Source organism: Kribbella sp. NPDC104218, assembly GCF_055584105.1.
Genome location: NZ_JBVJMQ010000001.1, coordinates 252,085 through 275,838 on the forward strand (window position 1 = coordinate 252,085; position 23,754 = coordinate 275,838).

The following is a 23,754-nucleotide window of genomic DNA, read 5'->3' on the forward strand; positions in this document are numbered from 1 at the left end:
GCCATGGCGGATCACGCGGTGGAGCGCCCGGAGTACCCGGGGGACTTCGAAGGCACAGTGCACGTCGAGTACACCCCGCACCCGGACGACGGCGTCGCGGACCCGGGCGAGATCGTCTGGACCTGGGTGCCGTTCGAGGAGGACTTCCACCGCGGCAAGGACCGGCCGGTGCTCGTGGTCGGCTCCGACGGGCCCTACCTGCTCGCGCTGATCCTGACCAGCAAGGACCACGACCGCGACGCCGCCGACGAGGCCCGCTGGGGCCGCGTCTGGATGGATATCGGCAGCGGCCCCTGGGACCGCGAGAACCGGCGCAGCGAGATCCGCCTCGACCGCGTCCTGCGGATCGACCCCGCTCAGGTCCGCCGCGAGGGCGCGGTGATCGGCGAGGACCTGTTCAACCAGGTCGCCGCCGAACTCCGCAAGCTCACCGCCGGCTGATCAGCGCGGCGGGGTGCCGGTGTCGGGGGTTTCGGGGCCGCCGGGCGGCGTCGTGCCGGGCTTGGGGCCGCAGCGGATGTCGTCGGCCGCGTTGTACTTGGTGGTGAACTGCTCGGTCTTGACCCGGTTGCCGTTCTTCGCGAAGTACCGGTAGATGGTGATGTCGAAACCACCGGTCGGCGCCTGCGGGCGGCAGCCCTTCTCGGTGTTGTAGATCAGGCCGGGCGCGCGCTGGTTGCTCCGGCCGGAGGCGCCGGCGGTGATGTCCCAGACCTTGGTCCCCCAGATCTTCACCTCGATGCTGCCCTGCGCACCGGGCTTGGAGGCCTTGAAGATGGTCTGGATGTAGATGCCGTTCCCGGAGTCGTTGAGGAACTTCAGGTCCACCGACGGCCAGGCCACGGTGGCCTCGCGGCCGACCGGGTAGCGGTCGATGTAGACGCTGTGCGCCTTGTGCTCGACGTCCTTGAGCCCGGCGAAGAACGCCGCGTTGAAGGTCGTCGTGGCCGACTGGGAGACGCCGCCGCCGAGGTCCAGCTTGAAGATGCCGTTGCTGATGATGTTGCCCTCGGTGAACCCGTTGGCCTTCGTCCGCTCGCCGACGATCTTGTTCAGGCTGAACGTCTCGCCCGGTTTGAGCAGCGTGCCGTTGATCTTGCGGGCCGCGGTGCCGATGTTGACGTTGCGGTACGTCGCGTAGGGGAAGACGGTCTTGAACTGACCCATCACTTCCTTGATGCCGAGCGCCTGGACCTGCTCCGTCGTCACCTTCGCCTTGGTGGTGGTCAGACCGACCGCGGCGGTGCGCTGACCGGACGGCTTGGCCAGCAGGTCGAGGATCGCCGGGCCGACCTTGTTCCGGTCGACGACCTGGCCGTCGACGGCCGGGACGACGGTCGGCTTGCCGCCGGCGATCTCGAACGTCGCGTCCTTCGGCGCGCTCTCCAGCGTCTTGAACCGCTTCTGGAACAACGGCTCCAGGAGCTTTCCGTTCAGCGTCGGGGTGACCTTGCCGTCGCGGACCGAGACGGTCAGCGCGGGCGCGAGCTCCCGCGGCGTCAGCTGGACCGACTTGTCGCCGACGGTCAGCTCGATCGGGCCGGACATGGCCGGTTCGGCGTACTCGTTGATGGCCTTGCTGATCGCGTCGGCGCCGGCCTGCGGTTTGGTCACCTGGACCGGCAGATCGGCGGCGTCGCCGTCACCGGGGTAGGCCTCGATGATCTTCGCGGCGGCCTGCGCGGTGTCGAGCTCGAGACCCTCGGCGGGTTTGTGCGACACCGGCTCGACGCCGTCGAAGGTGATGCTGCCCTCGGTGGCCGGCCGGTTGACCTGCTTGGCGAGCTTCTCGACGGCGGCCTTCAGCTTGGCGTCGTCATGGGCGACGACCGGCTCGACGGCCTTGCCGCCGGTCAGGCCGCGCCAGATCCGCGCCGGGGCCAGACTACGGCCGGCGCCGGCCTGGGCGACCGTGGCCTCGACGTCCAGGGTGAGCCCGGCCTCGGCCGGGTCGACCGTGTACGACGTCTTGCTGTCGCCGGCGGTGAACTTGATCGGCTGGGCCAGCCGCTCCTTCAGGCCGGCCTCCAGCTTCGACTTCGCGTCGGCCTCGGACAACCCGCCGAGCGGGACGCCGAGCACCGTGGTGTCACCGGGAATCTTGTCGCCGGCGAACGCGAAGGCTGCGCCGTACCCCACCGCCAGCACACCGAGCCCTGCCGCGGCGATGATCCCCGCGAGCTGCTTTCTCCCCACCGGACGAAGTCCTCCTGCTCAAGCCGTGGTCAAGCGGCGCCCAACCCAAGGCGCAAGCCGCCATCTTACGGGACCGGGCAGGCCGTCCCGACCTTCGGGGCAGCCCTGGGATGCCCCGAGATGCCCTGTTCCCACGGCGCAAACACGCTCAGCTGCCGGGTAACTCCCGGTAGTGACTGGCGTGATGGATCAGAGCGGCCTTGCCCGCTGCCCCGCCGAGGCCCAGCCCGAGCACCTCGCCGACCACGATCGTGTGGTCGCCGCCGTCGTACGTCGCCCACGTCCGGCACTCCAGCCAGGACAGCGCGCCGGTGATCACCGGGCAGCCGGTCTTCGGGGCGGGTTCGGTCGCGACGCCGTCGAACTGGGTGTACAGATCCCGCCCGGAGCGGGCGAACCGGGCCGCCAGCGGCTGCTGGTCCGCGGCCAGCACCGAGACCGCCCAGGAGCCGCACTCCAGGACGGCGTCGTGCATCCGGACGCCCTTGTCGACGCAGACCAGCACCAGCGGCGGCTCCAGCGACACCGAGGTGAACGCGTTCGCGGTCATCGCGTGCGCGACGCCGTCCTGGAGCGTGCTCATGATCAGGATGCCGGCCGCGAACTGCCCCAGGGCGGCCCGGAACTCCTCCGGGGGGACAGCGCCGGTCACTGGAGACCGGCGAACAGATCGTCCTCGACGCCGTCGGGGCCGGGGGCGGCCGTGCCCTTGACCAGGCGGTAGCCCTCGTCGGTCCAGATCTCGTTGCCGTTGTTGTTCGAGAGCGCGAAGAACGGGCCGTCGACGGTGATCTGGGTCGCGTGCGCCTTCATCGCGTTCATCTTCCGGTCCAGGTACGGCGCGCCGTCGATGATCGCGGTGACGAACCGGTCCGGCGTGATGGCGCGGCCGAGGTCGCCCTCCGGGTCCATCCCCTCGAACGTGGTGGTGTCGCCGGCGGCGCGCAGGTTGCGCAGGCTGTTGCGCCACTTCGACTCGATCATCGCGTTCCAGTAGATCTTCGGGATGTCCCAGGCCGGGCCGAGATCCTCCCGGTACGACGGGACGGCGGCCAGGGCGGCGGCGTACGTCGCGACGCGGTGGGCCTGGATGTGGTCGGGGTGGCCGTAGTTGCCGTAGTCGTCGTAGGTGATCAGCACCTGCGGGCGGACCTCGCGGATGACCGGGACCAGGTCGTCGGCGGCAGCCAGCAGATCGGCCTGCCAGAAGCTGTCCGGCCGGGTGTCCGGCGGGACGTCGGCGTTGCCCTCGTCGTTGTAGATCATCCCGGTGTCGCGGTACTTGCCGGGGCCGCCGAGGAAGCGGTGGTCGGTGACGCCGAGCTCGGACATCGCGTTCGCCAGCTCGGTGATCCGGTGCGGGCCGAGGGCGTCGGTCCGATCGGCGGCCAGGTGGGCGAGATCGGGGACGAGCACCTCCCCCTCCTCGCCGAGGGTGCAGGTGATCAGCGTGACCTGGGCGCCCTCGTCGACGTACCGGGCCATGGTCGCGGCATTGTTGATGGTCTCGTCATCGGGGTGCGCGTGCACCAGCAACAGCCGGCGCGCGGGTAGCTCAGCCATACTCAGAGCCTACGTCGCGCCCCGGCCGCGAGGTGTTCTTATCCGAAGCGCCTCACGAGCAGGCAGCCGGCCTGGAACCGTGACTTGGCTCCCAGCCCGAGCACCAGCGCACTGACTTCGGCCCGAACGGTCCGCAGCGACAGACCGAGCTCACGAGCGACCGCGGCGTCCTTCGCACCGGTCGCCAGCATGCGGCCGATCGCGATCTGACGACTGGTCAGCTCCCGGACCGCGGTCGGCTCCAGCCGCCGCGAACCCAGCTCGTAGATCTCGCAGTCGGCATCACGGGCGAAGTCTTCCCTCCGGACGGATGGGACGACCTGATACACCGACATTCCAACTCCTCCCCAGTAGCTTGCCTGAGGATCGTCGCAGCCGGTGGCGCACAGTCACCAGGTACAACCCATACAAACGACCCATACAGTTTGCGGCCGGGTCCGTTTTCTCCCCGTGATCCGGAGACCGCAAACCGTGATCGTCGCGGATGTGACTTCCGCCACTACAGTTTTTCCCGCAGCGCCCGGACGAACGGGCGATCGGGGGCCAGCCAGGCCGTCTCGTCCAGCTCCTGCGGAGTGAGCCATCTCAGTTCGGCGTGCTCGCGGCAGACCGGCTCGCCGCTGACGATCGTCGCCCGCCGGACGAACAGCCGGTACCGGTCGGAGATGTCGACGCCGGGCCCGAGCGACTCGCCGACCGCGATCTCCACGGCGAGCTCCTCACGGATCTCCCGGACGGCGGCGTCCGCCTCGGTCTCCCCCGGTTCGACCTTGCCGCCGGGGAACTCCCAGCCCGGCTCGGGCGCCGTCCGGTACGCCGCCAGCACGCGCCCGTCGCGGACGATCGCGACTCCCACCACACTCTGCACGCGACGACTCTGCCAGACCGGGTTGGGAAAACTGTCGGCGGCGTCCGGCAGGATCGGCCGTATGCCGTTGCAGAACAGGGTTCTCCCGACGCAGGAGATCGTCGCCGAGCCGGGCCGCGGCCTCCTGATGGGTAACCGCGGCGCGCTGCACGGCCCCGATCGCCGCCTCGGCGCGGCCCGCTGGCGATCGAAGGCGTGGATCTGCTGCGTCCTTGACTGGAAGGGGGTTCAGCGCGATCCGATGCCGCCCGGCCGGTGGACGGCGCTGTTCTTCTTCGACGAGGCGGTCGCGCTCGCGGCCGGCCATCGACCCTGTCATTACTGCCGCCGCAGCGACTTCCTGCGGTACGCCGGGGCCTGGGCCCGGGGCCACCAGCTCGCCGAGCGCCCGCGGGCCCCCGCGATGGACGCCGTCCTGCACAGTCAGCGCGTCGAGCCGCGGGCCCGCCACCAGCGGACGGCGATCCACGACTTCGTCACACTCCCCGACGGCGCCATGATCCGGTACGACGGCGCGCCCGCGCTGGTCCTCGATCGACAGGTGCTGCCGTGGTCCTGGGCGGGGTACGGCGAGCCCCGCCGTCCACCCGGTCTGATCGAGGCCGAAGTGCTGACCCCGGCGGCGAATCTCGTTGTACTGCAGGCCGGATTCGCCCCATTACTCCACTCGTCGGCCGTCGGCAACTGAGGTCACCCTAAGTCGAAACACGCCGTACCGAGAGGTCTTCCGTTGCATGCCGGAGCGCGGCAAAGTGTGCCCATACTGACAGCTACAACACCATCACTGGAGTCGGCATGGGTGAAGCTAACAGCGCCGTTGCGCCCGTTGTCCGCGCGCTCGAATCGCTACATGCGGCCGTCGGAAAACTCAGCCAGGAGTACGGCGACACCCTCGGCATCCGCCGCTTGGTGTCGGATGTGGCCCGGCTGAGCGACGATCTGGCCGAGCTCGGCCCTCCCGACCCACGGCACAGACCCGGACCGGTTCCGGAGGACCTCGAGGAGATTCCCGACGTGGAGTATGACGCGTCCATGTGGACAGACGCGGAGCACGAAGGCTTCGGCGCACCGGATCGGCGTGCCCCCTGATGGCACATGGAGTTGACTCACCGGGGCGCGCACAGATCGGACTGAAGACCGCACGGACCGACAAGTGGTGGCTGGCGCCACTGCGGATCGGCGTGATCCTGGGCTTCTTCGTCGTCTACGCGACGATCCGGATCTTCATGAACAAGTGGTACTGGGTGAACGACTACCACTACCTCACCCCGCTGTACTCGCCCTGTATCAACGAGGGCTGCTCACCGGGGTCGAGTCACCTGGGCACCTGGTTCCCGAAGTTCCCGGTCTTCATCCCGTACAGCATCATCACGTTCGCCGTCCTGGCCGGCTTCCGCGGTACTTGCTACTACTACCGCAAGGCGGGTTACCGGTCGCTGTTCTTCGCGCCGGCCGCCTGCGCCGTCCCGGAGCCGCACAAGGCGTACACCGGTGAGCGCAAGTTCCCGCTGATCGCGCTGAACCTGCACCGCTACTTCTTCTACGGCGCGCTGGTCTTCGGCCTGCTGAACGTCTACGACGGCGTCCTCGCCTTCCACGGCAAGGACGGCGGCTTCGGCTTCGGCCTCGGCACGCTGATCATCTGGATCAACCTGGTGATGCTGTGGCTGTACACGCTGTCCTGCCACGCCTGCCGGCACATCGTCGGCGGCCGCCTGAAGAACTTCTCCAAGCACCCGCTGCGGTACCGGTACTGGACGTTCGTCTCCAAGCTGAACCCGAAGCACGGCACGTTCGCGATGGCGTCGCTGTTCACCGTGATCCTGACCGACTTCTACATCATGGCGCTGTCGGCCGGCTGGTTCTCCGACCTGCGCTTCTTCAACTGAGGACTTCTGAGTTATGACTGAGCTGGAACGACACACCTACGACGTCGTCGTGATCGGGGCCGGCGGCGCCGGTCTGCGCGCGGCGATCGAGGCCCGCGAACAGGGCAAGCGCACCGCGATCGTGTGCAAGTCGCTGTTCGGCAAGGCGCACACCGTGATGGCCGAGGGCGGTTGCGCGGCCGCGATGGGCAACGCGAACTCCAACGACAACTGGCAGGTCCACTACCGCGACACGATGCGCGGCGGGAAGTTCCTGAACAACTGGCGGATGGCCGAGCTGCACGCGCAGGAGGCCCCGGACCGGGTCTGGGAGCTGGAGACCTACGGCGCGCTGTTCGACCGGACGCCGGACGGCCGGATCAGCCAGCGCAACTTCGGCGGTCACTCCTACCCGCGGCTCGCGCACGTCGGCGACCGCACCGGCCTGGAGCTGATCCGCACCCTGCAGCAGAAGATCGTCTCGCTGCAGCAGGAGGACTTCGAGGCGACCGGCGACTACGAGGCCAACCTCAAGGTGTACGCCGAGTGCACGGTCACCGAGCTGCTCAAGGACGGCGACGCGATCTCCGGCGCCTTCGGGTACTGGCGCGAGTCCGGCCGGTTCATCCTGTTCGACGCGCCCGCGGTCATCCTGGCCACCGGCGGCGTCGGCAAGTCGTTCAAGGTCACCTCGAACTCCTGGGAGTACACCGGTGACGGGCACGCGCTCGCGATGCGGGCCGGCGCGACGCTGATCAACATGGAGTTCATCCAGTTCCACCCGACCGGCATGGTCTGGCCGCCGTCGGTGAAGGGCATCCTGGTCACCGAGTCGGTCCGCGGTGACGGCGGCGTCCTGAAGAACTCCGAGGGCAAGCGGTTCATGTTCGAGTACGTGCCGGACGTGTTCCGCGCGCAGTACGCGGAGACCGAGGAAGAGGCCGACCGCTGGTACCAGGACGCCGACAACAACCGGCGTCCACCGGAGCTGCTGCCGCGCGACGAGGTCGCCCGCGCGATCAACTCCGAGGTCAAGGCCGGTCGCGGTACCCCGCACGGCGGCGTCTTCCTGGACGTCTCCTCGCGGCTGCCCGCCGAGGAGATCAAGCGCCGGCTGCCGTCGATGCACCACCAGTTCAAGGAGCTGGCGGACGTCGACATCACGGCCGAGCCGATGGAGGTCGGTCCGACCTGTCACTACGTGATGGGCGGCGTCGAGGTCGAGCCGGACACCGCGTCGTCCGTCGTCCCGGGCCTGTTCGCGGCCGGTGAGGTCGCGGGCGGGATGCACGGCTCGAACCGGCTCGGCGGCAACTCGCTGTCCGACCTGCTGGTCTTCGGCCGCCGCGCCGGGATGGGCGCCGCGCTGTACGTCGACTCGCTGGCCGAGCGGCCGAAGATCTCGGAGGCCGATATCGACGCGGCCGCCGCGGACGCGCTGGCGCCGTTCGAGCTGGAGGGCGGTGAGAACCCGTACACCATCCACCAGGAGCTGCAGCAGTCGATGAACGACCTGGTCGGCATCATCCGCAAGGCCGAGGAGATGGAGACCGCGCTCGGCCGGCTGTCCGAGTTCCGCGGCCGGATCGCGAAGATGACCGTCGAGGGGCACCGCCAGTTCAACCCGGGCTGGCACCTGGCGCTCGACCTGCGCAACATGCTCACCGTCTCGGAGTGCGTGGCCAAGGCCGCCCTGCTCCGGCAGGAGTCCCGCGGCGGTCACACCCGCGACGACTTCCCCGGGATGAACGCCGAGTGGCGCAAGAAGCTGCTCGTCTGCGGGCTGAACGCCGACGGCAGCGTGAGCGTCGACGAGAAGCAGCAGATCCCGATGCGCGAGGACCTGCTCGAGCTGTTCGAGGTCGACGAGCTGAAGAAGTACCTGACCGAAGAGGAGCTGCCCGCATGACCTACAAAGGGAAGTTCCGCGTTTGGCGGGGCGACGCCGAGGGCGGCGACCTGCAGGACTACGAGGTCGAGGTGAACGAGGGCGAGGTCGTCCTCGACGTCATCCACCGGCTGCAGGCCACCCAGGCGCCGGACATGGCCGTCCGCTGGAACTGCAAGGCCGGTAAGTGCGGCTCCTGCAGCGCCGAGATCAACGGTATGCCGAAGCTGATGTGCATGTGCCGGATGAACACGTTCGACGAGGACGAGGTCGTCACGGTCACCCCGATGCGCACCTTCCCGGTCATCCGCGACCTGGTCACCGACGTCTCGTACAACTACACCAAGGCCCGCGAGGTCAAGGCGTTCACCCCGCCGGCCGACCTCAAGCCCGGTGAGTACCGGATGCAGCAGGTCGACGTCGAGCGCTCGCAGGAGTTCCGCAAGTGCATCGAGTGCTTCCTGTGCCAGAACACCTGCCACGTCATCCGTGACCACGAGGAGAACAAGGAGTCCTTCTCCGGCCCCCGGTTCCTGATGCGGATCGCCGAACTCGACATGCACCCCCTCGACGCCGCCGACCGCCAGCACCAGGCCCAGGACGACCACGGCCTCGGCTTCTGCAACATCACCAAATGCTGCACCGAAGTCTGCCCCGAACACATCAAGATCACCGACAACGCCCTCATCCCCATGAAAGAGCGCGTAGCCGACCGCAAGTACGACCCCATCGTCTGGCTGGGCAACAAAATCCGCCGCCGCGCCTGACACCCGCACCACCCGCTGCGCCCGACCACCCCCCGGTGGCCGGGCGCAGCGGTGTTTCAGGGGGGATTGGACGCCGGGCGATCGCCCTACTAACGTTTCGTCTGCTCGCGATGAAACGAAGATCGCTGAGATCCGCAGACTCGACCACTGGCCCAGCTCTTCTGCCGCTGCAGGTAACCGTCGAGCTCACAAAGCAGAACCCCGGCGGTTTGGCCTGCTCCAAGGAGCTACCAGGGACCGTTCCGGGGTCTTGACCTCCTAGGCTACCACAGCGACGAACAGGTGAGCATCTGATGGAACCCTCGCGCCTACCCCGGCTGGTCGCAGGTTCTGGGCACCAGCACTTCGGCACCCCGCGCTTCGAAGGCTACGTCCAACACTGCGGCGGTGACATCGGTACGGCACTGCAGTTCTACCAGTGGAACGTCGAGGCTTCTGCCGCGCACTGGGAAAGCGTCGGGCATCTCGAGGTCGTGCTACGCAATCGTGTCGCCGACAGGCTCGCGATGCGCCGGGAACGACTTGGTCGCTCTGGATCGTGGCTGGACACATCGTCGACCTCCGAGCTCGACAGCCGAGCGCGCGCCGATATCGACAAGGCAGAGCAGCGCCTGCGTCACCAGCACAAGCCGATCAACTACGACCGTGTGATCGCCGAGCTCAGTTTTGGTTTCTGGCGGTTCTTGTTCGCCCGGCGCTACACCGCGCTCTGGCCCGACATCGCCGGAGCGTTCCCCAACGCACCGCACCGCCGACGCGAGCTGATCGAGGCTCCCGTGGTCAGGCTTCACCAGTTCCGGAACCGGATTGCTCACCACGAGAGGATCTGGAACCAGCCTCTGAGCGCTCTTCACGCAGACACGCTGACACTGCTGAGCTACGTCGACGCCGACCTCGCTCGATGGGTCGCAGAGCAATCCCGCGTTCCCGAGCTGCTGGCGGCGTGCCCAGTACCCCGTCCATATCTGTAGGCGCCGGAGAACAGCCGGGGCGCGGTCACCCGTGTGGGTGATCCGTTGGAGGGCCTTCGCGGCCTAGGGTTCCACCATGGATGTTGCGGTGGCGGGGTTGGTCAGTTTGGGCGTGTTCATGGTGGTCTTTGTGCCGGTGGCGCAGAGGTTGCTGGGGGTGCGGTTCGGGTTGGTGCGGTTGGGGGTGGCGGCTGGGTTGACGTTGAGTGCGTTCAGTCCGATTGCCAATGCGCTGGTGGGGGATCTGCCGTTCCAGGGGAGTAATGGGACGGCGCTGGCGTTGCTGGGGCTGACGACGTTGTGCGCGACGTTGGCGGGGCTGGTTTTCCTGGTGCTGGCGGAGGCGCTGGTGCCGACGGGGTCGTTGCCGCGGGCACGGGATTTGCGGCGGGACGTGGCGGGGCGGGTGGCGCGGTCGCGGCGGTATCTGCAGATCCTGCGGATCGCGCTCAAGTACGGGCTCGGGCCGTATTTGCGCGGACGGCGGCGTCCGGGGCGGGAGAACGCGGCCGGGCAGGCCGAGCTGGCGCGGAGTTTGCGGCTGGCGCTGGACGAGGCGGGGGTCACGTTCGTCAAGCTGGGGCAGGTGTTGTCGACCCGGAGCGACATCATTCCGTTGTCGGTGGCAACGGAGTTGAGCCGGTTGCAGGACCAGGTGCGGCCGGCGGCCTGGGGTGAGATCGAACAGGTGCTGACGACGGAGCTGGGCGCGCCGCCGCAGCAGGTGTACGCCGAGTTCAGCAGCGAGCCGCTCGCCGCCGCGAGTGTCGCGCAGGTGTACGCCGCCACGTTGGTCAACGGCTCGAAGGTCGTCGTGAAGGTGCAGCGGCCGGGGATCGCCGCCGTCGTGGACCGTGACCTCGACATCGTCCGCCGGCTCGCGAAACTGCTGGAGCGCAACACCGACTGGGGTCGCTCGATGGGCGTCCGCGCGCTGGCCGACGGGTTCGCCGACGCGATGCGCGAGGAGCTGGACTTCACCGTCGAGGCCGGGAACATGGCCGCGGTCGCGGCCGGCCAGGCAGTGGCCGGGAGCAACGACATCGTCGTCCCGGAGTTGTACCCGCGGGAGTCCACCCAGCGGGTGCTGACCATGCAGCGGCTGGACGGCGTCGGCCTCGGTAACGCCGCCGCGGTGATCGCCGAGCGCGGGCTGGACGCCGCCCGGCTCGGCCGGACGCTGTTCGACTGCCTGCTCAGCCAGGTCGCGATCGACGGCGTCTTCCACGCCGACCCGCATCCCGGCAACTTCCTGCTGCTGACCGACGGCCGGATCGGCATGCTCGACCTCGGCTCGGTCGGCCGGCTCGACCCGGCCACCCGCGAGGCCCTGCAGCGTTTCCTGCTCGCGATCGACCACGGCGACCCGATCAGCGCGACCGACGCCCTGCTCGAGATCGTCGACCGCCCGGACGTGATCGACGAGCGCGCCCTGGAGCGCGCGGTCGGCCAGTTCATGACCCGGCACCTGACCGGCGCGGTCGCCCTCGGCCCGGCGATGTTCACCGACCTGTTCAAGATCATTACCGCGCACGAGCTCGGCGTCCCGCCCGAGGTCGCCGCGGTCTTCCGCGCGCTGGCCACGATCGAGGGCACGATCAGCCGGATCTCCCCCGGGTTCGACCTGGTCTCGGCGTCCCGGCAGTTCGCGTCCGCGCAGGTCGGCGACCGGCTCACCCCGGAGGCGCTGCGCCGGACGGCGACCGAGGAGCTGGCCGCGATCCTGCCGATGCTGCGCCGGCTCCCCCGCCGGATCGACCAGATCGCCGCCGCGGCCGAGAGCGGCCGGCTCGGCGTCAACGTCCGGCTGCTCGCCGACGAACGCGACCGCCGGCACCTCACCGGTCTGCTGCACCAGGTCCTGCTCGCCGTCCTCGGCGCGACCGCGGGCCTGATGGCCGTCCTGCTGCTCGGCATCCCGGACGGCCCGCGGATCACCGCCGCGATCACCCTCTACCAGCTGCTCGCCTACAACCTGCTGGTGATCTGCGCGGTCCTCGTCCTGCGCGTCCTGGTGCTGATCTTCCGGATCCCCGAGAAAACTGGGATGAGTTAAAAACTCGAACGTGTCAAAATAGCCGCCATGAGTACCCCCACCTACGTTCTCGTCCACGGCGCCGGCAGCAACTCGTTCTTCTGGACGACGATCCAGCGCGAGCTCGCCCTCCGCGGACTGCGCTCGTACGCCGCCGATCTGCCCGGTCACGGCCTCGACGCGCAGTACCCGGTCTCCTACTTCTCGCCGCAGGATCTGGACGCGTGGGCCGCCGAGCCCTCGACCCTGGCCTCGGTCACCCTGCAGGACAACGTGGACAGCCTGCTCCCGGCCGTCCGCCGGCTGGCCGAGCTCGGCCCCGTCGTACTGGTCGCCGCAAGCCTGGGCGGGGTCACCATCACCACCCTGGCCAACCAAGCGCCGGAGCTGGTCTCCCACCTGGTCTACATCTCCGCCTGGGCGCCGGTCTCCGAGCGGAACCCGGTCGAGTACACCGGGCCCGAGTTCGACGAGAGCCTGCTCCCCCAGCTCGCGGGGCTGTCGGTCGGCGACCCCGAGGTCGTCGGCGCCGGCCGGGCCAACTACCGGACCGCCGACAAGACGCTCCTGGACACGCTCAAGGCGGCCGTCCTCGCCGACGCCACCGACGAGCAGTTCCGCGCCTTCCTCAACATCATGCAGCCGGACGAGTCGCTGCAGGTGATGATGGGCGACGCCCGCGCGGACGCCGCCACCTGGGGCACCATCCCGCGCAGCTACATCCGCCTGACCGCGGACTACGCGATGCCGATCGCCGCCCAGGACATGCTGATCCGCGAGGGCGACGAACTCATCCCCGGCAACCGGTACGCCGTCCACACCATGGACACCAGCCACGCCGGCTTCATCCTGCGCCCGGAGGCCACGGTCGACATCCTCGCCGGAGTCGACTTGGGTCTAGAGTGACCGCATGGCTGACCTGCTCACCGACGACCAGATCGATCTCGCGCTCCGCGACCTGATCCCGCTGTGGAAGGCCGTGGACCAGACGCTGGTCCGCACGATCGAGCGGGACACGTTCCTGGACGGCATCCGGCTGGTCGCCACGGTCGCGCAACTGGCCGAGGCGACCAACCACCACCCGGACATCGACATCCGCTACACGAAGATCACCTTCCGGGTCACCAGCCACGACGCCGGCGGCATCACCGAGGACGACCTCGTCCTCGCCCACCACATCGACACCGCCGCGGAGTAATTACCGAGGCCAGGACGCCGCCGCGACCGTCGCGGAGTTCGGGTGCCAGACGCCGCCTTCGTCGTTGAAGTAGTGCCGGAACCAACGGAGCGTCGACCCGGCGTCGAGGGTTCGGATCGTGATCCACGGCATGGTGGCGATGGCGCGGATCGACGTGGCGAGCTGCCAGCCACCGTCGTCGACGATGCTGCCGGACCGCGGGTCGAAGGCGCCTTGGCCGCCCCAGGAGTCGCTGTAGTTGAACCACCGCAGGACGCCTGAGGGAGCCGCCGCGTAGATGTTCCCGCCGACGGCGGTGAACGCGTGCAGGTCGCCCCAGCCGTCGTCGATGATCCGGCCCGAGCCGGGCGCCCAGGTTCCCTTACCTCCGACCACGTCGGTGTGCCGGTACCAGCGAAGGTTGGCGCTGCTGTCGACCGTGTAGAAGATCCCGCTGCCCGCGTAGGTGACCTTCCGCATGGTCTGGAAGCCTGAGCCGATGACGGTGCCTGAGTCCGGGTGCCACTGGCCGTCACCGGTGTCCGGAGCGGAGTAGGAGTGCCAGCGGAGGGCGCCGGAGCCATCGATCGTGTAGATCGTGGCACCGCTGGAGAAGAGCTGGATCGGGGTGGTCCACCCGGTGGCGATCACTTTCGGCGCCGACCACTCGGTGACGGCGTTGTCCCGGCGGATCCGGAAGTTGTTCCAGGTCAGCTCACCGGTGTTCCGCAGGCCGTAGTGGGCGCCGGTACCCATCCATGCGCCGGCTTCCTGCGCCCCCTCCCACACGAGGCCGAGCCGGGCGTCGGGCGCCGTGGTTGCCGCGGACGCCGTCCTGGCGGTGACGGCGAGGCCGGCGGCGGTGGCCGCGGCGCCGGCGGTGAGGGTTCCGAAGGTGCGGCGGGAGATCGGTATCTTCGACATTTCGTCTCCAAATCTTTTATTTGGATCATGATGCGAAGCGCGGTGAGTGGTCCACAAGACTTTCGACGGTGCTCTAAGCCGGATCGGCTACCGTTACCGGGTGACGACTGCCGACGAGTACCGGTTACTGGGATTCAGCGACGAGGACCGGGAGGCTGCCGAGGCCTTCGCGGCGGATCCGGCGGTGGTGGCCGATCTGGTCGAGCAACTGCGGGCAGGGGTCGGCGTGCAGGGCACGGAGCCGCAGCTCCGGATGCCGGAGGACACCCGCAACACGGTCGCCGCGCTGCTGGAAACGCTCCCGGAGATCCGGAAGTACCACGCCGAGCTCGGGATTCCGGACGACGTCAGCTGGGCGACGCTGGCCGATCTGGGGCTCCAGCTGCGGGTCAGCCGCCAGACGCACGGGGAGTACGGGCTGGCCACCCACTGGTGGCTGACGATCCACTGGGCCGGCCAGATCTACGCGCTCGGCCGGTTGCAGTTCATGCTCTACCAAGTCACCGCGGACAAGCCCGTCCCGGGCGCGGAGACCGGTGAGTGGGTGCTCGGCGTCCACATCCCGGAGTCGGGCCGCCTCTCGCCGGAGCTCGTCGACGCGAGTCTCGCGCAGGCCCGGGAGTTCTTTCCGCGGTTCTTCCCGCAGTACCCGATCAAGACCCTCACCCTGAACTCGTGGCTACTCGACCCGTACCTGCTGGACAACCTGCCGCCCGAGTCGAACATGGTCCGCTTCGGACGCCGCTTCACGCCGTACGGGACGCCGTCCGACAGCCAGGACAGCGCGATCTTCTTCACCTTCCGCACGCACGGCCTCGAGCGCCTCGACGAGCTGCCGCAGGACACGACGCTGCAGCGCTTGGTAGTCAACCGGATCAAACAGGGCGGCACCTGGCAGAGCGCTCTCGGTTACACGAAGCTCTAAGGACGGCGTCCGCTCGGGACGCCGGCGTACTTCGCCAGCCAGCCGGTGAGCTCGATGTTGCTGACGCACCGGACGTCGGGCTGCTTGCAGGTCTCCAGGACGAACGTCGACAGCGCGTCCGAGTAGACGCTGTGGTTCCAGCGGTTGAAGTGGTTCCCGAGGAACAGCGGCGGGTTGCCGTTCGCGCGGGACCGGGCGAGCGCCTGCCGGTACGTCTTGAGCACCTGGGCGCGCAGCTGCGGCACCTGCGCGACCGGCGCCCGCTTCGCCTTGGTCTGCGCGTACCAGAGGTTGTAGTCCATCGTCAGCGTCTTCTTGGACGTTCCCGCCAGGACGACGTCCTGCAGCGGGAAGCTCCACAGCCCGTCGACCTTCGAGGGCCAGCGCAGGTAGCCGGGCGCGGACGCGTCGTACACCATGCCGCGCTCGACCATCGCCCGCCGGTACGCCGCCCGGTTCCCCTCGAGGCACGGCGTCCGCAGACCCTTCACCGTGGCCGGGTCGAACGGCGCCGCGACCGGCTTGCCCGCGGCGAAGCCGGGGCCGTTGCGGACCATCTGGTCGAAGGCGTTGAACTCCGCGGTCCACTGCGCGGTGTTCCAGGCGCCGACGCCCTTCGGGCCGCAGAAGTGGCCGTTCACGTGGGTGCCGATCTCGTGGCCCTCGGCGATCGCGTCGCGCAGGATCGTCGTCCGGGCCAGCACGTTCGCCGGGGTGCTCCAGCCGATGTCGGAGGCGCCGGGTTTGCGCAGCGGGGGTTTGTAGTCGGTGCGGTGCGCGGCCGGGTAGAGGTACGGGCCGGAGAGGAAGAACGTCATCCGGGCGTCGACCTTACGAGCGATCGTGCGCCAGTGGTTCCACAGCGCGAGATCGCCGGCGCCGTCGAAGGAGACCACCAGGAACAGCGGCGGCTTGCCGTTGGCCAGCCGGGCCGGGAACGCCCGCGTGACCGGTGCCGCCGCTCCCCCTTTGGGCCCGGACGGCGTTGCCGTCGGACCGGACGTCGGCGTCGAAGTCGGGGTCGGCGTCGCACTCGGGCCGGTGGTCGGAGTCGGCGTCGCACTCGGAGCGGTGGACGGCGGCGCCTGGCCGCTCGGCCCGACATCGGCACAGCCGACAACCACTGCCGCGATCACCGCCGCGGCCGCAAGGAGGTGCACCCCAGGCCTCACCACAGGTCTACTCACGCACGCCCGGTGACCCGGGCGAGGGCCGGACACGCATCGGCCCGGCAACCGCAAAGGGGTCGTTAGACCGCTGTGATCTTCGCGGCCCGGCGTTTGTTGGCGATCCGCCGCGACGTCTCGATGACCAGGCCGATCGTGAACGCCATCCCGAGGCTGAACGCGAGCGCCTTCAGCGAATCGTGCTCGAACGCGTCGCCGCCGATGTAGCCGATCAGCGCGACGTACGTGTAGGCGATCGTCACCCCGGCGAAGGTGAACACGACGAACTTCTTGAACGAGTACCGCGTCGCGCCGGCGGTCAGCGTCGCGACCATCCGGGCGCCGGGGATGTAGCGCACCGTGACGAGGATCAGCCCGCCGCGTTTGTGCAGCGCGGCCGAGACGGCGTCATACAGCCGTTGCCGGCGCTCCTGGCGTTTCATCCAGCGGTGCAGCCGCGGGCCGGAGCCCCGGCCCATTAGGTAGCAGACGGACTCGCCGATCACCGAGCCGACCATCGCGACCACGATCACGAGCAGCAGGTTCTGGTGTCCGGCGGCCGCGGCCATCCCGGCCGTGACGACCATGCCCTCGCTGGGGATGACCGGGAAGACCGCGTCGATCGCGGCCGCCAGGAAGAGGATCAGCAGCAGCCAGTGCGAGGCCATGGCCAAGCCCAGCAGATGCCGCGCCGCTTCGAGGATGTCGGTCACCCGGCCCAGGATGCCAGGTCCGGTCAAGTGACTCACAATCCCACCGCTGTCATTTGGCCGGGGTTCACATGCTGTTCAACCCCGGCCACCGGCGGTGGTCAGAGCAGCACTGGCAGTGCCCGGATGCCGTTCAGCAGGAAGCCCGGTGGGCGTTCCGGCTCCTCCTCGGCGTCGGCCAGGCGGAGGTTCGGGAAGCGGTCGAAGAGCATCTCCAGCGCGATCCGGCCCTCCAGCCGGGCCAGCGGCGCGCCGAGGCAGTGGTGGATGCCGTGCCCGAACGCCAGATGCGCCGAGTCGGGCCGGGTGATGTCGAACTCGTCGGGCCGCTCGACCTTGCGGCCGTCCCGATTCACCGGCAGCAGCGCGAAGACGAGTACCTCGCCCGCTTCGAGCCGCTCGCCGGCGATCTCGATCGGAGCCTGGACGAAGTACGGGACGGTGACCTGCAGCGGGCCGTCGTACCGGAGCACTTCCTCCACCGCGGCCGGGAGCCGATCCGGCTCGGAGCGCAGCAGCGCGAGCTGGTCGGGGTGTTCGAGCAGCGCGTGGACGCCGTTGGTGATCAGGTTGACCGTGGTCTCGTGACCGGCCGACATCAGCAGGAAGATCATCGAGGTCAGCTCGTCCTCGCTGAGCCGATCCCCGCCGTCCCGGACGGCGACCAGAGCCGACAGGAGGTCGTCGGCCGGCTCCTTGGTCTTGACCGCGATCAGCTCCTGGATGAGCGCGACGATCTGACTGCTGGCCTCGATGTACTCCTCGGGCGTGTGCATCGGCGCGTTCACCGCGACCGAGGACCAGCGCCGGAACGACTCCCGATGCTCGACCGGGATGCCGACCAGCTCGCAGATCACGGTCACCGGCAGCGGGTAGCTGAACAGCTCGACCAGGTCGGCGCCGTCCCCGGCGGCCGCGATCCCGTCGAGCAGCTCCCCGGCGATCTCGCGGATCCGCGGCTCCAGCTCGTCGATCCGGCGCCGGGTGAACGCCGCGGTGACGAGTTTGCGGAGACGGGTGTGGTCGGGCGGGTTGACCAGCAGCATGTGCCGATCGGTCCAGCGCACCTGCTCCTCGGTGAGGAAGTCCCGATGCGGGCCTTCCATCAGCGAGCGGACGACGTCCGGGTGGGCGAGCAGCGTGCGCGCTTCGGCGTACCCCGTCACGAGGACGACGGGGACGCCGGTGAACAGTGTCAGGCGATTGACGGGCCCCTGAGCGGCGAGCTCGGCGAAACCCTGTTGGCGGAGTGTTCCCTTGGACTGGAGGAAGGGCTGCGTCACCTCGCCAGCCTACGTTTGCGGCCGCCCCCGCAACCGGTCCAGGAGTGTCACCACGAGGACGGTCGCGATCAGCAGGACGACGGCTTCGGCGGCCGCGGTGAAAGTTTGACCGCGGTCGGTCAGGGCGAAGATGCTGACCGGAAGCGTTCGCCAGGAGGCCGGGTAGACCATGATCGTCGCGCCCACCTCGCCCATCGAGAGAGCGACCGAGAGACCGGCCGCCGAGGCGATCGCCGGCCGGAGCAGCGGCAGCCGGACCTGCCAGAGAACCCGGGTCGGCGAGGCGCCGAGCGAGGCCGCGACATCGGCGTACGACGGATCGACGCGGTGCAGCGCGGCGGCGACGGTGCCGTAGCTGAAGGCGACCATCAGGACGAGGTGGGCGATCACGACGATCCACTTCGTTCCGTTGAGCAGGAACGGCTGCCGCGAGAACGCGACGAGCAGACCGAGACCGACCACGACTGATGGGACGGCGATCGGCAGGTGATGCAGCGCGTCGGCGAACCGGGCCAGCGGCGCGTTGTGCGCGGCGATCGCGCCCCACGTGCCGACCACGACGGCGAGCAGGCCGCCGAGGAACGCCGTTTGCAGGCTGACGGCCAGCGATGCGAGCTGGTCGCCGGAGAGCGCCTCTTGCAGGTGGGCCGTGGTCACGCCGGACGGCAGGACGCCGTTCCAGCTGCCGGCGAACGCGGCCGCGATCACCACCGCGAACGGCGCGACCACGAGGACGCCGAACACCACGCCGAAGACGAGCCAGGTGAGCGCCTTGCCGGGTTTAGTCCAGACGAGCACGACGACCTCCGAGGGCTTTGCGCAGCACGGCGTACAGGCCGAGGGACAGCACGATCTGGACGACGGCGATCGCACAGGCGGCCGGGTAGTCGAACATCACGATCCCCTTGGTGTGGACGAGCATCGGCAACGTGGTCGTGCCTTTGGCGCCGAGGAACAGCACGATGCCGAACTCGTTGAGGGTCAGCAGCAGGGTGAGGCTGCCGCCGGCGAGCAGCGCGGGCCGGGCCTCGGGCAGGATCACCTGGCGCAGCACGCGCCCCGGCCCAGCGCCGAGACTCGCGGCGACGTCCAGCTGGGCCCTGGGCAACCGACTCATTGCCGCTAGCAACGGCCGCATCACGAACGGCGTGTAGAAGGTGATCTCGGCGAGTACGACCGCCCACGGCGTGGTCAGGAACCCGCCGGCGCGCAGGATGCCCGCCGTCCCGTAGATGAACGTGAACGCCAGCGCCACCAGGAACGACGGCAAGGCCAGCATCGTGTCGACCAGGCTCGCGACGACCCGGACGCCGGGGAACGGGACGAAGCTGATCACGACGGCGAGGAATGTCCCCACGACGAGACAACCGATCGTCGAGCAGACCGCGATCTGCACGGTCCGGAGCAACGCGTCGCGGAACTCGCCCGACCCGAGCACGTCGCCCCAGGCCGGCGCCGACTCCACCGCAACCAGCACCAACGGATAGACGACCAGCAGGCCGATCAGCAAGACGGGCGGCAGCAACCACAACCACCTGTTGTCCCTGGTCAACGGGACACCAAGCTGCAGGCCTCCGGCGGCAGCACCAGCTGCACATCCGCACCAACTGCAGGTACGGCGCCGTCCGCGGCCAGATCCACTCTGACGAGCACGTCCGCCACCTCACAGGTGAGTTGGTAGGAGGCACCCCGCCATTGCACGCCGACCAACCTGCCCGGTACGCCGTCGTCCCCGAACCGGACCGCGTGCGGGCGGATGCACAACAGCTCTTTCCCGGCGACCGGCCGGACCCCGGGGATCACATGGCCGGCGACGCTCACCTCGTCGTCCGACGACTTGACGGGCAGGAGGTTGGCGTTGCCCAGGAAGGAAGCGGTGAAGGCCGTGGGCGGCGTCTTGTAGAGGGTCGCGGTGGCTGCCAGGTCGACCAGACGGGCGTCCCGCATGACGGCGATCCGGTCGGCGAGTGCCAGAGCCTCGGACTGGTCGTGGGTGACGTAGATGATCGCGAGGGTCGGGACTTCGCGACGGAGATTCTGGAGCTCGGTGAGCATGTCGGCGCGGAGCTGGGCGTCGAGGGCGGCCAACGGCTCGTCCAGTAACAAGACCTTGGGCTGGATGGCGAGCGCGCGGGCGATCGCGACGCGTTGCTGCTGACCGCCGGAGAGCTCGCGGGGGAAGCGCCGCGCGTACGACGTCATCCCCACCATCTCGAGCATCTCGGCCACCCGGCGCGTCACCTCCGCCTTCGGACGCCGAGCCGCGCGCAGGCCGAAGGCGACGTTGTCCTCGACCCGCAGATGCGGGAACAACGCGTACTGCTGGACGACGACCCCGATCCCGCGCTTGGCCGGAGGCAGGTCCGTGACGTCCTGCCCGGCCAGCCGGATTCGACCACGCGATGGCCGGACGAACCCGGCGACCGCCTTCAGCGCGGTCGACTTCCCCGAGCCCGACGGTCCGAGCAACGCGACCGTCTCACCGGCCGCGACCGTCAGGTTGAAGCCTTCCAGCGCGCACGTCCGGCCGAAGTGCACCGTCACGTCCTCGAGCTGGACGGTCATCCCAGGACGGCTTTCGTGTACGCCGCGACGTCCGCGTCCAGATCCGCGAGCACCGCCGTCCAGTCCGGCGTCCAGGGCTGGACGCCGGTCATCGCCTGCTGCACGGCCTGGAAGTTCGCGTCGGCCGGCTTGACGTCGTCCCGCGCCGGGAGGCCGAAGGCGTCACTCGACACCGTCTGCTGTGCCTCAGTTGACAACAGGTAGTCCATCAGTTGCTTGCCTCCGGCATCGTTCGGCGCACCGGCGGCCAGGCCCATCACGTAGGGCAGCGCGACGGTCGACTTGGCGCCGTCCGGTCCGGCCGGGAAGAAGATGCCGAATGCAGATTTGTCGACACTGATCGATGCGAGGTTCATCTGGACGTCGCCGTTCGCGACCAGTAGCTCGCCCTTGCTCACCTTCGGCTGCAGCTTGCCGGTGGACGCCGACGGCCCGACGTTGTTGCTCTCCAGCTTGCGCAGGTAGTCGAGCGCGCCCTGCTTACCCATCAGGTGCTGCAGCAACAGCAGGACGGCGGTGCCGTCACCCGCCTGACCCGGCGTCGAGTACTGCAGCTTCCCCTTGAACCGCGCGTCGAGCAGCTCGTCGAAACTCTTCGGCATACCGGCCTGCTGGTTGGCGATGAAGCACAGGTAGTTGTTGACGACGGCAACGTAGTCGGCGCCCTTCACACTCTGCACCCGGTCGCTGCCCGGGACGGCGTACTTCTGCAGCAGGCCGTCCTTCGACGCCTTCTGGATGAACGGCGGCAGCGTGACGACGACATCGGCCTGCGGGTTGGACTTCTCCTTCTGCAGCCGCGAAACCACCTCGCCAGAGCCGGCCTCGACCGTCTGGACCTTGATCCCGGTCTGCTGGGTGAAGGCCGCGAACCGGGTTTTGTACCAGTCGGCCAGCCCGTCGGCGGTGTAAACGGTGACAGTCTTCGCGCCGGTGGTGGACGCGGCGCCGGTGCCACCGCACCCGGCGGCAACAGCAGTGAGGAGAGCGGCGATGAGCAGGGTCTTGAGCTTCACTGTTCCGACCTTCAGCTGAGGAGCAGCCCGGGCAGGTCCCGGACCGACTGGAGAACGTGGGTCGCACCCGCGGCCTGGAGCTGATCCTTGCCATGGGCACCAGTAAGGACGCCGGCGACGACCGCGGCGCCGGCCGCGATCCCCGTCGTCATGTCGTAGGCGGTGTCGCCGGCCACGGCGACGTTCGCCACGGCGTCGGCGCGCAGTTCCAGCACGGCCTTGAGGACCATGTCCGGATACGGTCGGCCGCGGCCCGCCTGGGCCGGGCACAGGGTGAGGTCGGCCAGCTCACGCCAGCCGAGGGCGGACAGAATGCGGTGCTGCGTGGTCTCGGCGAATCCGGTGGTCAGACAGACCTTGATCCCGGCCTCCTGCAGGCCGCGGATGACGTCCTCGGCGCCGTCGATCGGCCGCAGCCCGTCGTCGACCAGCTCGCCGTACGCCGTCTCGAACGCCTGATTGGCCCGCTGCGCGGCCGCTTCTTCGCCAAGCAGAGCGCGGAAGACGGTGATCTTCGACTCCCCCATCGTCGCGCGGACGTGGGCGATCATCCGCACGTACTCCGGACTGCCGGATTCGATGCCCTGGGCACCGATCGCGGCCGTGAACGCGCGCTCGACGAGCCCGTCGTCGGCGACCGTCGTCCCGGCCATGTCGAGTACTGCCAGCTGGATCATCGGTCGAGCTCCTTGAAAGTCGCTTCGGCGATCGCCGGGGACATGGTCATGCCGCGGCCGCCTGGGCCGGTGACGAGGTGGACGCCGCTGGCGACCTGGCGGCGGATGACGATCTCGGCGCTGGTCGACTGCGAGTAGACGCCGGCCCAGCGGCGGACGACCTTCGGCATCGGCCGGCCGAGGATCCGTTCGACCGTCGCGGCCAGGTAGTCGTACGGATCGGACTGGACGTCGAAGCCGAACGGCTCGGCGTACTCGTGGGTGTCGCCGATGGTCAGACCGCCGTGCGTGCGCTGAACCATCAACAGCTGCATGGCGTTGTCGGCGGCAACAGTTGCCTGCGGCTCCAGACCGGCGAGGGCCGGGCCGGCGTACGCCGGGTAGTAGCGGAAGCTGTCCGCGTCGGCGACGGCCGTGCTGAGGGTCTCGCCGAGCGGCGCGGTCTGCATCATCTGGAGCCGGACCCGGCGTACCGGCAGGTCCTCGGTCAGCTCGCGGATCAGGCCGCCGTGCCAGGCACCGGTGCAGAGCAGCACCAGGTCGGCGCCATGCGTCTCCTGGTGGTCGTCGGTGATCTCGCCGCTGTCGACCGTCCGCACCTCTCTCCCACCCAGGAACCGGTAGCGCCCGGACTTCGCCAGCTCCTGGCGGAGCGCGGGGAGGACCTCGCGAGGCTCGACGATCGCATCGCGCCCACACCACAGCGCACCCTGCAGCTCGCCACGCAACATCGGATTGCGAGCGCGGGTCTGCTCGGCGTCCAGCACCTGAAAGCCGCGCTGCGCCGCATCGGGCCGAGCAGCGGCCTCCTTGGCGACCGCCAGCTCGGCGTCCGTCCGGCAGACGGTGAGCGAGCCATGCGGCCGGAAGCTGATCCCGGGGATCTCGGCCCACAGGTCGCGGGCGCGTTGCGCCACCTCGAACTCCGCGCCGTCCGCGCGGCCGCTGACCCAGACCAGCCCGAAGTTCCGGACGCTGGCGCCGCGGGCCTCGGCCTCGCGCTCGATCTGGAGGACGTCGTGTCCTCGGCGTACCGCCTCCCGGGCGTGCATCGTGCCCAGCACCCCGCCACCCACCACGACCACCCGCACGCGGATCTCCTTCGCTCTCGATTGGTTCCAGATTGGTCCGGACCAATGAAGAAGGCGTGCGTCG

General features: G+C 69.1%; 26 protein-coding genes. 11 read left to right on the forward strand and 15 right to left on the reverse strand.

What is annotated here, in order from left to right; all coding sequences use genetic code 11:
* The first annotated feature begins 3 nt into the window (after positions 1-3).
* Positions 4-441: a type II toxin-antitoxin system PemK/MazF family toxin gene (locus tag ACZ6ZD_RS01085; RefSeq protein WP_465667080.1), complete on the forward strand. Its 438-nt coding sequence runs from the start codon at positions 4-6 to the stop codon at positions 439-441.
* On the opposite strand, the gene ACZ6ZD_RS01090 is transcribed toward ACZ6ZD_RS01085, so the two are convergent.
* The 5 genes from ACZ6ZD_RS01090 to ACZ6ZD_RS01110 all read right to left on the reverse strand — a co-directional run bounded on the left by ACZ6ZD_RS01090 (position 442) and on the right by ACZ6ZD_RS01110 (position 4,627).
* On the reverse strand, positions 442-2,196 hold the full coding sequence (locus tag ACZ6ZD_RS01090) for a VanW family protein (RefSeq protein WP_465667082.1): 1,755 nt from the start codon (positions 2,194-2,196) through the stop codon (positions 442-444). It abuts the gene before it with no gap.
* A 148-nt stretch (positions 2,197-2,344) separates the two neighbouring features.
* Positions 2,345-2,848, reverse strand: a complete 504-nt coding sequence (locus tag ACZ6ZD_RS01095) for a flavin reductase family protein (protein ID WP_465667084.1) — start codon at positions 2,846-2,848, stop codon at positions 2,345-2,347.
* On the reverse strand, positions 2,845-3,759 hold the full coding sequence (gene mshB / locus ACZ6ZD_RS01100; RefSeq protein ID WP_465667086.1) for an N-acetyl-1-D-myo-inositol-2-amino-2-deoxy-alpha-D-glucopyranoside deacetylase: 915 nt from the start codon (positions 3,757-3,759) through the stop codon (positions 2,845-2,847). Before mshB ends, ACZ6ZD_RS01095 begins: the two co-directional genes overlap by 4 nt.
* A 38-nt stretch (positions 3,760-3,797) precedes the next feature.
* Positions 3,798-4,094, reverse strand: a complete 297-nt coding sequence (locus tag ACZ6ZD_RS01105) for a LuxR C-terminal-related transcriptional regulator (protein WP_465667088.1) — start codon at positions 4,092-4,094, stop codon at positions 3,798-3,800.
* A gap of 164 nt (positions 4,095-4,258) precedes the next feature.
* A complete protein-coding gene (locus ACZ6ZD_RS01110) occupies positions 4,259-4,627 on the reverse strand; it encodes a (deoxy)nucleoside triphosphate pyrophosphohydrolase (RefSeq protein ID WP_465667090.1) in 369 nt (122 codons plus the stop codon).
* Positions 4,628-4,688: 61 nt separating this feature from the next.
* Between ACZ6ZD_RS01110 and ACZ6ZD_RS01115 the strand changes: the two genes are divergently transcribed.
* The 9 genes from ACZ6ZD_RS01115 to ACZ6ZD_RS01155 all read left to right on the forward strand — a co-directional run bounded on the left by ACZ6ZD_RS01115 (position 4,689) and on the right by ACZ6ZD_RS01155 (position 13,354).
* Positions 4,689-5,315, forward strand: a complete 627-nt coding sequence (locus ACZ6ZD_RS01115) for a hypothetical protein (RefSeq protein WP_465667092.1) — start codon at positions 4,689-4,691, stop codon at positions 5,313-5,315.
* Between the two features lie 107 nt (positions 5,316-5,422).
* Positions 5,423-5,716, forward strand: a complete 294-nt coding sequence (locus ACZ6ZD_RS01120; protein WP_171676004.1) for a hypothetical protein — start codon at positions 5,423-5,425, stop codon at positions 5,714-5,716.
* Positions 5,716-6,516, forward strand: a complete 801-nt coding sequence (locus ACZ6ZD_RS01125) for a hypothetical protein (RefSeq protein ID WP_465667094.1) — start codon at positions 5,716-5,718, stop codon at positions 6,514-6,516. The genes ACZ6ZD_RS01120 and ACZ6ZD_RS01125 overlap by 1 nt, the downstream gene beginning before the upstream one ends.
* A 13-nt stretch (positions 6,517-6,529) precedes the next feature.
* Complete coding sequence (locus tag ACZ6ZD_RS01130; RefSeq protein WP_465667096.1) at positions 6,530-8,404, forward strand: fumarate reductase/succinate dehydrogenase flavoprotein subunit; 1,875 nt, start codon at positions 6,530-6,532, stop codon at positions 8,402-8,404.
* Entirely contained in the window at positions 8,401-9,150 is a 750-nt protein-coding gene (locus ACZ6ZD_RS01135) for a succinate dehydrogenase/fumarate reductase iron-sulfur subunit (protein ID WP_171675998.1), read from the forward strand. Before ACZ6ZD_RS01130 ends, ACZ6ZD_RS01135 begins: the two co-directional genes overlap by 4 nt.
* Positions 9,151-9,443: 293 nt before the next feature.
* A complete protein-coding gene (locus ACZ6ZD_RS01140; protein WP_465667098.1) occupies positions 9,444-10,121 on the forward strand; it encodes an Abi family protein in 678 nt (225 codons plus the stop codon).
* A gap of 76 nt (positions 10,122-10,197) precedes the next feature.
* Entirely contained in the window at positions 10,198-12,177 is a 1,980-nt protein-coding gene (locus ACZ6ZD_RS01145) for an ABC1 kinase family protein (RefSeq protein WP_465667100.1), read from the forward strand.
* 27 nt (positions 12,178-12,204) lie between these two features.
* Positions 12,205-13,062: an alpha/beta hydrolase gene (locus tag ACZ6ZD_RS01150; protein WP_465667102.1), complete on the forward strand. Its 858-nt coding sequence runs from the start codon at positions 12,205-12,207 to the stop codon at positions 13,060-13,062.
* Between the two features lie 4 nt (positions 13,063-13,066).
* Positions 13,067-13,354, forward strand: a complete 288-nt coding sequence (locus ACZ6ZD_RS01155) for a 4a-hydroxytetrahydrobiopterin dehydratase (RefSeq protein WP_465667104.1) — start codon at positions 13,067-13,069, stop codon at positions 13,352-13,354.
* Here ACZ6ZD_RS01155 and ACZ6ZD_RS01160 read toward each other — a convergent pair whose 3' ends face one another.
* Positions 13,355-14,257: a tachylectin-related carbohydrate-binding protein gene (locus tag ACZ6ZD_RS01160; protein ID WP_465667106.1), complete on the reverse strand. Its 903-nt coding sequence runs from the start codon at positions 14,255-14,257 to the stop codon at positions 13,355-13,357. It lies immediately after the preceding gene.
* A 100-nt stretch (positions 14,258-14,357) separates the two neighbouring features.
* Between ACZ6ZD_RS01160 and ACZ6ZD_RS01165 the strand changes: the two genes are divergently transcribed.
* Positions 14,358-15,182, forward strand: coding sequence for an acyltransferase domain-containing protein (locus tag ACZ6ZD_RS01165; RefSeq protein ID WP_465667108.1), 825 nt, complete (start codon positions 14,358-14,360; stop codon positions 15,180-15,182).
* On the opposite strand, the gene ACZ6ZD_RS01170 is transcribed toward ACZ6ZD_RS01165, so the two are convergent.
* From ACZ6ZD_RS01170 to ACZ6ZD_RS01210, 9 genes are all read right to left on the reverse strand, one after another.
* Positions 15,179-16,354: a polysaccharide deacetylase family protein gene (locus ACZ6ZD_RS01170; protein WP_465667110.1), complete on the reverse strand. Its 1,176-nt coding sequence runs from the start codon at positions 16,352-16,354 to the stop codon at positions 15,179-15,181. The genes ACZ6ZD_RS01165 and ACZ6ZD_RS01170 overlap by 4 nt on opposite strands.
* 77 nt (positions 16,355-16,431) lie before the next feature.
* Positions 16,432-17,097: a DedA family protein gene (locus tag ACZ6ZD_RS01175; RefSeq protein ID WP_465667112.1), complete on the reverse strand. Its 666-nt coding sequence runs from the start codon at positions 17,095-17,097 to the stop codon at positions 16,432-16,434.
* A gap of 62 nt (positions 17,098-17,159) precedes the next feature.
* Positions 17,160-18,341 carry a cytochrome P450 family protein gene (locus ACZ6ZD_RS01180; RefSeq protein WP_465667114.1) on the reverse strand — a complete coding sequence of 394 codons (1,182 nt, stop codon included), beginning with the start codon at positions 18,339-18,341 and terminating at the stop codon, positions 17,160-17,162.
* A gap of 9 nt (positions 18,342-18,350) precedes the next feature.
* The gene (locus tag ACZ6ZD_RS01185; RefSeq protein WP_465667116.1) at positions 18,351-19,139 is read right to left on the reverse strand and encodes an ABC transporter permease; all 789 of its coding nucleotides are present in this window, start codon (positions 19,137-19,139) and stop codon (positions 18,351-18,353) included.
* Positions 19,123-19,893, reverse strand: a complete 771-nt coding sequence (locus ACZ6ZD_RS01190) for a 2-aminoethylphosphonate ABC transporter permease subunit (RefSeq protein WP_465667118.1) — start codon at positions 19,891-19,893, stop codon at positions 19,123-19,125. The genes ACZ6ZD_RS01185 and ACZ6ZD_RS01190 overlap by 17 nt, the downstream gene beginning before the upstream one ends.
* The gene (locus tag ACZ6ZD_RS01195) at positions 19,890-20,906 is read right to left on the reverse strand and encodes an ABC transporter ATP-binding protein (RefSeq protein WP_465667120.1); all 1,017 of its coding nucleotides are present in this window, start codon (positions 20,904-20,906) and stop codon (positions 19,890-19,892) included. Before ACZ6ZD_RS01195 ends, ACZ6ZD_RS01190 begins: the two co-directional genes overlap by 4 nt.
* Positions 20,903-21,922 (reverse strand): 2-aminoethylphosphonate ABC transporter substrate-binding protein, encoded by a 1,020-nt coding sequence (locus ACZ6ZD_RS01200; protein ID WP_465667122.1) that lies wholly within the window; start codon positions 21,920-21,922, stop codon positions 20,903-20,905. Before ACZ6ZD_RS01200 ends, ACZ6ZD_RS01195 begins: the two co-directional genes overlap by 4 nt.
* Positions 21,923-21,933: 11 nt before the next feature.
* Positions 21,934-22,599, reverse strand: coding sequence for a phosphonatase-like hydrolase (locus ACZ6ZD_RS01205; RefSeq protein WP_465667124.1), 666 nt, complete (start codon positions 22,597-22,599; stop codon positions 21,934-21,936).
* Entirely contained in the window at positions 22,596-23,690 is a 1,095-nt protein-coding gene (locus ACZ6ZD_RS01210; protein ID WP_465667126.1) for a TIGR03364 family FAD-dependent oxidoreductase, read from the reverse strand. The genes ACZ6ZD_RS01205 and ACZ6ZD_RS01210 overlap by 4 nt, the downstream gene beginning before the upstream one ends.
* Positions 23,691-23,754: the final 64 nt, after the last annotated feature.